Here is a 12,642-nt window from a genome sequence, read left to right on the forward strand (position 1 = left end):
ATCTCACGAATTGAAGACCATCGGTTTTATTTTCAGGCTCAAGGCACCAATAAAAAGACGATGTACAAAAGAACGCCTTCACCGCTAGTATAACGGTAAAGGCGTTCTTTTCATAGATGGTTACGCGCGGTGGCCGCGCGGAGAGTTTTGTTTGCTCTAAAATATTGCTTCACGTGAAACAGATCGGCTGAAAGCTATTGGGTGCAGGTCGTAAATCTGTTAAGATTGAGCTGTTGCAGATAATTAAAATATGGTGGATGAAATTAAGGACGAGATAAATGATGCCAATTGTTAGTCAGATCATTCTCTTTGTAATTGAAATATTGGTCACTTTAGGTGTCGTATTTGGCTTCCAATTGATTGCGGATTATTCGACGACCAAATATTCTAACGAAGTGGTTTGGATCGGAAATATGAACTGGCAACTTAAGTTAAGCGCCATTATTTATTTCTCGGTGGTTGGGATCAGTTTATCGGTTATTGAACATCTGTATTTTTTTAATACGCTTGCGCTAGTTAATTTAAGAATTATGGCCATTCTTTTATTACTTATTTTTTTAGGAACGCAAATTGCGACGATCGTTGTAGCCGTAGCTTTAACTGCCTATTTTTTATTGTGGGGTTTTCAAAGTTATATCGTTGTTTATTCGTTGTTATACGTTATTTTATTTACCTTGATCGTGCTGATCAATCAGAGTAAGCGCCTGACCTTCAACTGGCAGTTACTCTGGTTTGGGGTAACGACTACCTTATTTTGGGCCGCCATCTTTGTGTATAAGAACATAGTTGTTGCTAGTAGTTTGTCAGTTACGAAGCTACTACTTCATTTGATCGGGATGGTATTTCTTTGCGGAATTCCGGTGCTGTTGATTCGGTTTCTGGAGCAAAATCAGTTATTGATCTCTGAACAAACATTAGGCGCCTATATTGATGAATTGACGCAGCTTTATAATTATCATTCATTTAGTTTGAATTTTGAACGTGCTTTTCAGAAAACAGGCAATACTAAAAAAGTGCTGAATCTAATGATCATGGACTTAGATGGGTTTAAGCACGTGAATGATACGTACGGACATTTGGCTGGTAATGCTGTTTTAAAAGAATTTAGTGGGATGTTATCCGCAATGGCAGGAACTAATATTGTGCCTTATCGAATCGGTGGCGAGGAAATGGCTTTGATATTCAACGATGTTACCTCTGAATACGCGCAACAATTAGCTGAACAGTTATTGAAGCAGCTACGACAACATCAATTTATATATGAAAATAGGCAAATTAAGCTGACTTTCTCGGCAGGTTTAAGCCAGGTTAAGCAAACGGATGAAACCTCGCGCGCGTTCTTTCGCCGAGTCGATGATCTAACTTATACTGCAAAACGAGCCGGCGGCAATCAAATTGCTGTGTAACAGGTTACATTTATCTGGGGTACAATTTAATTGCTCGTTTAACTTGGTTTGTGCTATAATTACTTATGAAGTCAAGCAGACTTAATTTATTTTAAAATTTAATGTTAATGATTGCTCAACTCTATTTAACTAATAAATAGAGATACGACCCGCACTTGAGAAAGACAAGTAGCGGGTCTTTTTTATTTCTAGAGGAAGTGGGCTAACTATGTATAAATATTTTGTTCAACCAATACTGAATAAACACAACCAAACTTTGATCAGCTATGAACTTTTGTTAAAAGAAAAAACCGCTGTTGGTTGGCGTGCACCAGCTTCTTTTGCCGCGATCTCACCGACGATCATTGCAACGTTATTGTTAGAGACGACTAGCCAATTAGAATTAAAAATTGGTTCAGTGGCCGTTAACTTAAATCGTACACAGATGATCAATCCAAAGGTCGTATCTGCCTTATTAGCGGCACAAGATCAACTGCGGCCAGTTCGTTTGAAAATTGAAGTTACTGAAGAAGTCACTGCTGCCGATATTACGAATAAGCAATTAATTCCGGTTTTGCGTCAATTTTCTGATCATGGTATGGAAATTTCTTTGGATGACGTCGGTAGTGGTCGCAATCTTTTAGCACAAATTACACAATTGATCCCTTACGCCCATGAGATCAAGTTCGCGTTGCAGAACTTTGACAGCACGATCCATGATCCGCTGATGCAAGCACAAGTTATTTTTTGGCGTAATTTTGCTGATCGTTATAAATTGCGTTTTATTTTAGAAGGTATCGAAAACGCTGATGACGATGAATTAGTTGATCATATGAATATTGATCTACGGCAGGGCTATTATTATGGCAAGCCCCATCCAGTCGCTTGCTAAATGAGAAAATACAGCCCCAAATGCTGAAGGAGGACGTGGTGGTTTGAAAGTAATTGTAGTTGGTTGTACGCATGCTGGTGTTACTGCTGTTACGGAGATTATGAAACAGCATCCGGAAGCAGAAGTCACCGTCTATGAGCGTAATGATAATGTTTCGTTTCTATCTTGCGGGATCGCCTTATATTTACAAGATACAGTCAAACACTTAGAGGATATGTTTTATGAAACACCTGAACATTTAGCGTCCTTGGGTGTCAATGTAAAAATCAAACATGATGTTTTAAAAATTGATGCCAAAAAGCAGCAAATAACGGTACAGAACCTTGAATCCAAAGCCATTTTTACAGATACTTATGATCGTTTAGTTATGACCACGGGTTCAGCGGCGTCAGTACCACTGTTGCAAGGCGTCGATAGTAGCAAGGTCCTAGTATGTAAAAACTATCATCAAGCACAAGCAATCAAGCAAAGTGCGTCAACTAGTCATCAAGTAACAATTGTCGGTGCCGGTTATTCTGGAATCGAGTTGGCAGAAGCTTATGCCAATACTGATCATCAAGTTACCTTATTACAAGGCGATAGTCAGGTGTTAAGTAATTATGTTGATCCAGAAATGTCCGCACGCATCGTTGCTTCATTGCAGCAGCATGGTGTAACGGTACATTTAAATACCCCTGTCACCGCCTTTAATACAAGTGAGCCTAACGCACCGGTACAAATTAAAACACCGCAGGGCGACTTCACTTCTGACTTGGTCGTTGTTTGCACTGGCTTTATGCCAAATACAGATCTACTGCAAGGCCAAGTTGATTTAGATCGGCATGGCGCAGTCATTACTAATGATTGGTTGGAAACTTCAGAACCGACTATTTTTGCGGCTGGCGACGCTTGTGCCGCTAAATTTAATCCCACTAAGCGGCCAATTTTTATTCCCTTAGCAACGAATGCGGTGCAGCAAGGCCGAATCATTGCCCGCAATTTATATGGTCACGTTCAGCGTTATCCCGGCACTCAGGCGACCACAGCTTTACGTTTATTTGCGCAAACGTTGGCGACCACCGGAATCACATTAAAAAAAGCGTTAGCCGCTGGAATCGATGCAACAAGCGTGACTTATTGTGGCCCGTACCGGCCAACTTTTATGCCGCAGACCAGCGAAGTAGTGATCGAACTAGTTTATGACCGGGTGGATCATCGAATATTAGGCGCACAATTTTTTGGCGAATATGATTTGACCCAATCGGCTAATGCGATTTCGATCAGTATTCAAAATCAGAATACAATTGAAGATTTAGCATTCACAGATATGTTATTTAATCCATTTTATGATCAGCCAGTGAACTACCTTAATCAAGTGGCGCAAATGGCGATCGATCAAGAAAATTAAGATTTAAAGGAGGTGTGCGTAAACACAGCTCCTTTATTTTTATCACAGTGGATTTCAACCAGCAGTTAAAAGACGCTAGCGCAGCCTTTAAGACTGCGCTGGAATTGCCGCTGTATATTCAAGAAAGCGATTGTGATAAAATAGGGTTATCATTTTAGGATTTGGTCAAGAGGAGTTATTATGAAAAAATTATTTTCAAGGGACCATTTGCCGGCTTTTTTGCAAAATGATCGGTTGCGTTTAACGACGGTGGGACTGGTTGGATTCGCAGCACTTGGTGTTATCCTGGCTTTCTTTATTAATTTTGTTTTGGGGATATTTTTACTAGTGTTGTTTACAGCCTTGGTCGGTACCGTATTCTATGCTTTAGAGACCGTCACGAAAAATACCAACGCGTACATTTCTGATCTTTCTTATCGAATCAAACGTGGTGAGCAAGAAGCGCTGATCAAAATGCCGATTGGGATCTTACTTTACAGTGAGGCTAATGAAATTGAATGGACGAATCCCTACCTACAAGAATATTTAGGCAAAAAAGAAGTTTTGGGTGAGTCAATTGCGACGATCGACCCTGAATTAGCTAAGCTGATCACGGAAAACGAAGCAACAAGCGAACCGAAAACAGTTCGTTGGGGCGATAATCAGTTTGAGATCATTATCCAGGAAGGTATTCGGGTCGTTTATTTGTTAGACATTACCCGCTATGCTAAAATCGAAGAGCGCTATAATGAAGAGCAGCTAGCGATCGGGCAAATTTTCCTCGATAACTATGACGAAATCACGCAGACGATGACTGATAAAAATATCTCGAATTTGAATAATTACGTGACCAATGAATTAAGCAATTGGGCGCGTCATTATGGGATGTTTCTGAAACGAGTCGATGATGATCATTTCTTTATAATGATCTATGCTAAGACACTGAAAAAAATTGAAGCGGATAATTTTAAAATTTTGGATCGGATCCGTGAGCGGACCTCGAAGCAAAATTATCCGTTGACCTTGTCGATGGGAATCGCGTACGATGATACTGATTTAGCTAAGTTAGCCACGGTTTCACAAAGCAATCTTGATTTAGCTTTAGGTCGTGGTGGTGATCAGGTAGTCGTCAAATCAGAAAACGATCAAGCTCGTTTTTATGGTGGTAAAACTAACCCAATGGAAAAACGGACCCGTGTGCGGGCACGTATGATCAGCCAGGCCTTACAAGAAGTCATGAACCAAACGGATCAGGTCTTTGTTATGGGGCACGCACAGCCGGATATGGACTCACTAGGTGCCTGTCTAGGTATTCGTCGAATCGCGGTAATGAATGGTAAGAAATGCTCGATCGTAGTCAATCAAGAGCATGTGCATACGGATATTCAACGCTTACTGACGCAACTTAAGGCGGATCCAGAAATTGGCCCTGATATTTTGACGCCCGATCAAGCACCAGAGTTGGCGACTGATCAGAGTTTGTTAGTGATGGTGGATCATTCAAAGCCATCGATTTCAACAAGCCCAGTACTTTATCACCGTTTGGCTAACCGGACGATCATTATCGATCATCATCGTCGTGGCGAAGAATTTCCGGAAAATCCAATGCTGGTTTACATCGAACCTTATGCGTCGTCTACTTGTGAGTTGATCACAGAAATGTTTGAATATCAGCCTAAGGAAACCGAAGCCATCAATAAGTTGGAAGCGACTGCCATGTTGGCAGGCATCACTGTTGATACAAAATCGTTTTCGTTACGTACTGGGACACGGACCTTTGACGCAGCAAGTTATTTACGCTCTGTAGGCGCAGATGCTGTAATGGTGCAACGATTATTGAAAGAAAACGTTGATAATTATATTCAAAAGAATCATTTAATTGAATCGATTGAATTCATTCGGCCGAATATGGCGCTGTGTTTAGGTGAGGAAACCGAAACTTATGACCCAGTGATCGCAGCCCAAGCAGCCGACACGTTGCTATCATTGTCGGGGATCGATGCTTCCTTTGTTGTTACCCGGAGGCCAGGTGGTGCGATCGGAATTTCCGCGCGTAGCCTTGGTGAGGTCAATGTTCAAGTGATCATGGAACAACTCGGTGGTGGCGGTCATTTATCCAATGCCGCAACTCAGCTGGAAAATACCACCGTCGCTGCTGCGCGGGATGAGCTGGAGCAAGTATTGGCCCAAACTGAGCAGAAAACAGCAGAATAATTTATACAGGTAGTTCGCAAAAATAGACAGCCGATATGAGGAGGAATTATATAATGAAAGTTATTTTCTTAGAAGATGTTCGTGGTAAAGGCAAGCGTGGGGAAACCAAAGAAGTACCATCTGGTTATGCACAAAACTTTTTGATCAAAAACGGTAAAGCTAAGGCGGCTACTAATCAAGCAATGAGCCAACTTAAAGGACAGCAGCGCGCGGAAGAACGCCGGGCGGAAGAGGAATTAGCTGAAGCTGAGGCATTGAAAAAAGTCATTGAAGCAGATGAAACTGTGGTTGTGATCGAATCTAAAGCAGGTGCCGATAGTCGTTTGTTTGGCTCGATCCCAAGCAAACAGATCGCCCAAGCCTTAAAGCAACAATATCAAATTGAAGTCGATAAGCGCAAAATTGAATTAGCTGAACCGATCCGTGCTTTAGGCTATCGCAATGTACCAGTGAAATTATATGGTGATGTTACCGCTAAAATTCGCGTACACATTACGGAAAAATAAGATATATTTAGATTAAATATCGGAACAATAGGCGTTCGACTGCGGTCATTAGCGAAGCGGAAAAACGTCCTGCGGTTCCTTTTTTAATTTGAAAATAATTCAGTACAGGTTGATTGCTAGCTTGACTAGAACAACGTATAATGATGGCAGTATTTTGACGTTTAGCTTTTAAGAGAGGGTTTTTTGCGTGAATGAATTAATCGATCAAACACCGCCACAGAATATCGAGGCCGAACAAGCGGTTCTCGGCGCGGTTTTTTTAAATCCTGATGCGTTGGTTGAAGCGATGGAATTTGTTACACCAGCTGATTTTTATCGGCGGGCACATCAGCTTATCTTCCAAGCGATGGTTGACTTAAATGATATTTCTGAAGCCATTGATGTGGTGACGTTACAAAATCGCTTAGAAGGTCAGAATCAGCTGGAAGATATCGGTGGCTTGCCTTATTTAGCTGATTTAGCGGTAGCGGTACCTACGGCAGCTAATGTTGCCCATTACGCTAAAATCGTTCAAGAGAAGTCGATTCTGCGCCGTTTGATTCAAGCAGCGACTAATATTGTGACTAAGAGTTATACCGAAGATGACGTGACGGCAATTCTTGACGAAGCCGAACAAGACATCATGAACGTTTCGGAGCAGCGTAATTCCACTGGTTTTAAGTCGATTTCGGATGTATTAAACAGTACGATCGAGCAAATCGATCAGTTATATCAAAATAGTGATGATATTACCGGCTTACCGACCGGCTATCGTGATTTAGATAAAATGACTGCCGGCCTGCAGGAAGATGAATTAATTATTTTAGCGGCGCGGCCAGCCGTTGGTAAAACCGCCTTTGCACTAAATATTGCCCAAAACGTTGGCACGAAAACCGATAAAACTGTGGCGATTTTTAGTTTGGAAATGAGCGCAGAATCATTGGTCAACCGGATGCTATGCGCGGAAGGTAGTATCGATGCGGGCCATTTGCGTACCGGCCAGTTGTCGGAAGAAGAATGGCAAAACTTGATCATCGCCATGGGTAGCTTGTCCAAGGCATCGATCTATATTGATGATACGCCGGGGAATAAAATGTCCGAGATCCGGGCTAAATGTCGCCGTTTAGCGAAGGAAAAAGGGAATCTTGGCTTAGTGGTGGTCGATTATTTGCAGCTGATCGAAGGTAGCAACAAAGAAAGCCGCCAACAAGAAGTTTCTGGAATTTCGCGGCAATTGAAAAAATTAGCTAAGGAACTACGTGTGCCAGTTATTGCTTTATCCCAGCTTTCTCGTGGGGTGGAACAGCGTCAGGACAAGCGGCCAGTGTTATCTGATATTCGTGAATCAGGTTCGATCGAACAGGATGCTGATATCGTTGCCTTCTTATATCGTGAAGACTATTATCGCGATGAAGATAGCGGTGACGACGATGATAACAACAGTAATTTCGCCCAAAATAGTGCCGCTGGCGGTCAGCGTGAGGCTGATCAAGAGGTTGGTGAAGTTGAAGTCATCATCGAGAAAAACCGGAGTGGCGCGCGTGGTACGGTAAAATTATTATTCGTGAAGCAATATAATAAATTTTCCTCAATTGCTTACGTACCGGAAGCGTAATAAGGTGGCATTATGAAAGAAAAATAAGATTTAGTGCCATATTTCTTGCGGTGGTTTTGAGCCGCGGCGCCAACAGCGTTAAAAAAATCGACGGATGCTCTCGTCGATTTTTTTAGTTGCTAGTTTTCTGTTTTATCAGAAATGCGGCGAAAGTTCGCTTTTATGATAATATTTTTGTTTGTTTTCTATACAAATTTTCTAATAAACTATTGAGTTGTTTAAAGAAAGCGGTTATATTTGAGATAGACTGCGGGCATTTAGACTAATTTGGAGGGTAAATAAACATGAATAAAAACCGGATCGTTGGCGCGGCACTTGCAAGTACGCTATTATTTGCGCCATTGTTAGCTCAAACGACAACTGTATTGGCGGATAGTTTCTATGCTAATCAAACCAATGCGGAACGGGCTGATATTACCAATTGGGTGGCTAATGATAGTGAACAAATTAGTAGTAATATTGACGCTCAACATATCGACGTCAATAATTTAAATCAGAATAAGTACATTATTCAATGGGGTGATACGTTATCTGGTATTTCTGAAGCAACGGGAATTTCAGTGCGTAAATTAGCGTATGATAATAACATTAAAAACATTGATTTGATCTATGCTGGCGATAGCTTAGTTTTGAATCGTGGTGGCTATGTTCCTAGCGACTGGTATTATCAGGGTGATGGGACACGAGTTGCGAACACCAAGGTAACCATCAATAATTTTACTGATAATAGCGATAACTCGGTTCATATTGATGTTTCTCCAGTCATCATCAATGATAATTCGACTCAAGAAAATAACGAGTACGTTTCACCAGCTGATGATACCGCCACGTCAAACCCTGCAGACGCTACTGATGCTACCACTAGTTCTAGTGATACAACCACTTCTAGCGAGTCTTCTTCTGCCAGCGAAGCAACGACTTCTGAGTCTTCTAGTGATGCGGCCGATTCAACAAGCATTACTTCTAAAAAGAGCACCAAAGCTGCCCGCACAACTGGTACAACAACTTTAGATGAAGATGAATTTGCTGAAGCAATTAGTGATAAATTAGCTGATAAAATAGGACTTGATGATGACGCAGATCTCACCGTTGATTTTACTGCGCAAACTGATGATACTGAGTCTGATGAATCTAGTGATAGTGAATCTGTAGATGCTGATAGTAGCACAGATACCGAATCTGAATCTACTGATACCGACACTGACAGTGAAGCGTCAGATACACAAACACTTTATGATGAAGATCAGACGATCACGACTAGTAATCAAAAGTTAACGACTAAGAATGCTAATAAATTAGCTAAGCAGATCTATCGGCAATTAAAAACGGATAAACAGTTAAGCGATATTCGTGACGCAGATACGATCGAATTAACTGTGACTGCGACTGATGATGGTTTTGATTTTAACGTCACATTAACTGCAGATGACGCTGATGATAGCTCAGATCCGGAAACCGATACAGATAGTTCAAGTGATGACACTAACTCAGAGTCCGACGAAGACAGTAACAATACGGTGACGACTGATTCTGATGAGGATGTCAATACAGACGTCGAGGACTTTTAGTCTAAATAGATTTAACCAGCCATCTTTTAAGATAGCTGCTAATTAATTGAAAGGAACTATTGGGTCGATGAAAAAGAGAAAATGGGTCATTTTTAGTGTGTTGATCGTCATTATTTTGGCGGTCGGTGGTGGGTTTTATTGGAATATGAGTCATTCAGTGGCGAAGCGGCTCCCAGGGAATACTTATCGTTATCAGAGTGTTTCTAAAGATAAGTCACTCTACGTCACGTTTGCTGAGAATGATAATAAAATCGTGGTCAATCAAAATAAAAACACCGCACTTGCTGCTGCTAAAAGTCAAAGTTCCTTTGACAAAGAATATAAGCTACAATCAAAGGAAGTTACTTGGAACTATAAGGCTGAAGCGGGGACATTAACGCTAGCGCAGATCAAGGATAATAAAGTATCGCAGTGGCAATACAATAAGATCCTTGCGACAAGTAATAAGTTCACTGCGCGTAGTTTTACTTACCAAATTGCACAAGCGGGTCAAGGCCAAGTTAAAAGCAAAACAGTGTTTGAAAAGGTCAATTAAACTATAGCAAATATTAAAACAAGGGAATTACGACAGGTTTAATACGTCGTAATTCCCTTGTTTATTTTTTACCGAGTAGTTGTTCAATGATTAAATTGGTCACTTAGTTGTTTCTGGTGTGGCCAATGAGTTTTGGCGACGTAAATATTTAAGATAACGCAGTGAAATGCAGCCGACCACTACTAATGCGATCAAACTTTCGCCACGAGCTGCCAATTGGAGCCAGACAAGGTGCTGACCACCTTTTTGCAGGTAGTCGACTAAGTAGGTCATGGCCAAGGCGCTGATCACTAACGGAAAGGTGAAAGCTGCATAGCTGGGACAAAAGGGCACTTGTGCTAGTCGTGGCATTAAAAAGAGCACGAATAAGTAGGCTAGTTGTGCCAAAATAACTAAGCCCCACAGCAAGAAAATCTGGGGATGGGCAAAGTCACGCAAGTAGCCGGCTAAGCACAAGGAGCCAGGTGCGGCCATAACGGTGATCAAAGGTAATGTTGCTTCCGGCATTTTCCGAACAAACAGGACGCGCCATATGACAAACGGCAGTAAGACTAGGTAAGCACTTAAGGCTAGCCAGAAGGTAATCTGACCCAGCAACGGATTGAAATTAGCAGCCGTCAAAGGAATAACACCGATACCGACGTAGACAATAAACCAACTAGGATAGATTTGCGTGAATTGTAACTGGTGTGTACCAACAAAGCGCCACGTAAAATAAACTAATAACCCGTATTGCAAGATAACGCCAAGGTACCAAATACTATTAGCTAGTACGGGATAAGCCGTGAAAAAAGTGGCGGCGACCAACAATGCCATCGAAAAATTAGGTGCAACGGAGGCAATGATTGGATCATGCAGATCAGTTAAAGTATCTTGCGGTGCACTAATAATTTTTAACACGATAACGAGAATTAAAGCGATACCAATCATACCTAAAAAATCACCGATCAATAAGTGCTGATAATCCTTAAATAGATTACCCAGCGATACGATTGCTAAAATTAAGCCACAAATTGGCAGTGGAATTGATTTCAAAAATCTAGACAAGTACGGCGCCTCCTACTTTAAAAAATGAAACTGATACCATTTTACGTAACTTTGCTAACTTTTACAACAGCCGGGAAAGATTTAATTAATGTTCGTGTTTTAGTCGATAATTTATATTTTTAAAAAATTTCATTCGGATTTAACTTGAAGTGAACTCTTTTTCTTGATAGAATAAGCCTTGGTGTGTTGTTGCAGTGCAGCAAGACATACACTAATTCAATGAGGTGTTATTATATGGCATCAGTTGTTGTAGTAGGATCCCAATGGGGCGATGAAGGAAAAGGAAAAATCACCGATTTCTTGGGCGAAAGTGCCGACATTATTGCTCGGTCACAAGGCGGCGACAACGCAGGACATACGATCCATGCGCTAGGCAAGGTCTTAAAACTTCGTTTAATTCCATCCGGTATTCTGTATCCCAACAAACTCTCGATCATCGGTAACGGTGTGGTGGTCAATCCAGAGTCGTTGGTAGCAGAATTGGACTACTTAGCTGAAAATGGGGTAACGGCGGATAATCTACGAATCTCCGACCGCGCCCACGTTATCTTACCCTACCATATCGAACTTGACCGCTTGCAAGAAGCAAGTAAAGGCGATCAGAAAATCGGCACCACCAATCGCGGTATCGGCCCAGCTTATATGGATAAAGCAGCCCGTACTGGGATTCGGATGGTCGATCTACTCGATAAGGATGTTTTTGCAGCAAAATTACGTGAAAACCTTGATTTTAAGAATCAGTTATTCACTAAAATTTATGGTGGCCAAGCGTTGAACTTTGACGATATTTTCGAACCATTTTATGCTTATGGTCAACGTTTAAAACAGTTTGTTACGGATACATCAGTCTTATTAAATGACGCCTTGGATGAAGGCAAAAAAGTCTTATTTGAAGGCGCACAGGGTGTGATGCTGGATATTGACCAAGGTACCTATCCATTTGTTACGTCATCTAATCCAGTTGCTGGTGGCGTTACCGTTGGCAATGGCGTTGGTCCAACTCAGATCAACCGAGTCGTTGGCGTTTGTAAAGCCTATACCTCACGGGTTGGCGATGGTCCATTTCCAACTGAATTATTGGATGAGACCGGCGATTTCTTACGTGAAGCCGGCCACGAATACGGCACAGTGACTAAACGGCCACGGCGAATCGGCTGGTTTGACTCCGTTGTTATGCGCCACGCCAAGCGGGTTTCTGGCCTAACTGATTTGTGCCTGAACTCAATTGACGTGTTAACTGGCCTTAAAACGGTTAAAATTTGTACCGCTTATGAACGCGATGGCGAGACGATCTACCATTATCCAGCCAGCTTGGATGAATTAGCCAAATGCAAACCAATCTATGAAGAAATGCCTGGCTGGCAAGAAGATATCACTGGCGTTAAAACGTTGGCAGAGTTACCGGAGAATGCGCGCCACTATGTTGAACGGGTGGCTGCTTTAGTTGGCGTCGATATCGCGACCTTCTCTGTTGGTCCAGATCGTGATCAAACCAATGTATTGACCGATATTTGGCAAGAAATATAGAAAAAGAG

At 41.7% G+C, this 12,642-nt stretch carries 10 protein-coding genes; 9 read left to right on the plus strand and 1 reads right to left on the minus strand.

All coding sequences use genetic code 11. From position 1 onward, the window contains the following. The first annotated feature begins 278 nt into the window (after positions 1-278). From EKM76_RS05070 to EKM76_RS05105, 8 genes are all read left to right on the plus strand, one after another. Complete coding sequence (locus tag EKM76_RS05070) at positions 279-1,406, plus strand: GGDEF domain-containing protein (protein WP_125549618.1); 1,128 nt, start codon at positions 279-281, stop codon at positions 1,404-1,406. A gap of 208 nt (positions 1,407-1,614) precedes the next feature. After that, on the plus strand, positions 1,615-2,277 hold the full coding sequence (locus EKM76_RS05075; protein ID WP_125549619.1) for an EAL domain-containing protein: 663 nt from the start codon (positions 1,615-1,617) through the stop codon (positions 2,275-2,277). 43 nt (positions 2,278-2,320) lie between these two features. Further along, positions 2,321-3,664, plus strand: a complete 1,344-nt coding sequence (locus EKM76_RS05080; protein ID WP_125549620.1) for an FAD-dependent oxidoreductase — start codon at positions 2,321-2,323, stop codon at positions 3,662-3,664. 180 nt (positions 3,665-3,844) lie between these two features. After that, positions 3,845-5,857 carry a DHH family phosphoesterase gene (locus EKM76_RS05085; protein WP_125549621.1) on the plus strand — a complete coding sequence of 671 codons (2,013 nt, stop codon included), beginning with the start codon at positions 3,845-3,847 and terminating at the stop codon, positions 5,855-5,857. Positions 5,858-5,910: 53 nt separating this feature from the next. Next, positions 5,911-6,363 (plus strand): 50S ribosomal protein L9, encoded by a 453-nt coding sequence (gene rplI, locus EKM76_RS05090; RefSeq protein WP_125549622.1) that lies wholly within the window; start codon positions 5,911-5,913, stop codon positions 6,361-6,363. Positions 6,364-6,550: 187 nt separating this feature from the next. After that, a complete protein-coding gene (dnaB, locus tag EKM76_RS05095) occupies positions 6,551-7,957 on the plus strand; it encodes a replicative DNA helicase (protein ID WP_125549623.1) in 1,407 nt (468 codons plus the stop codon). A 284-nt stretch (positions 7,958-8,241) separates the two neighbouring features. Further along, positions 8,242-9,525, plus strand: coding sequence for a LysM peptidoglycan-binding domain-containing protein (locus tag EKM76_RS05100; protein ID WP_125549624.1), 1,284 nt, complete (start codon positions 8,242-8,244; stop codon positions 9,523-9,525). A 67-nt stretch (positions 9,526-9,592) separates the two neighbouring features. Then, on the plus strand, positions 9,593-10,060 hold the full coding sequence (locus EKM76_RS05105) for a hypothetical protein (protein ID WP_125549625.1): 468 nt from the start codon (positions 9,593-9,595) through the stop codon (positions 10,058-10,060). 99 nt (positions 10,061-10,159) lie between these two features. Here EKM76_RS05105 and EKM76_RS05110 read toward each other — a convergent pair whose 3' ends face one another. Then, positions 10,160-11,107, minus strand: coding sequence for a TDT family transporter (locus EKM76_RS05110; RefSeq protein ID WP_125549626.1), 948 nt, complete (start codon positions 11,105-11,107; stop codon positions 10,160-10,162). 234 nt (positions 11,108-11,341) lie between these two features. Here EKM76_RS05110 and EKM76_RS05115 point away from each other — a divergent pair, with 234 nt between their 5' ends. Then, entirely contained in the window at positions 11,342-12,634 is a 1,293-nt protein-coding gene (locus EKM76_RS05115) for an adenylosuccinate synthase (RefSeq protein ID WP_125549627.1), read from the plus strand. Positions 12,635-12,642: the final 8 nt, after the last annotated feature.

The organism is Loigolactobacillus zhaoyuanensis, from assembly GCF_003946385.1.
Classification (GTDB): Bacteria; Bacillota; Bacilli; order Lactobacillales; family Lactobacillaceae; genus Loigolactobacillus; species Loigolactobacillus zhaoyuanensis.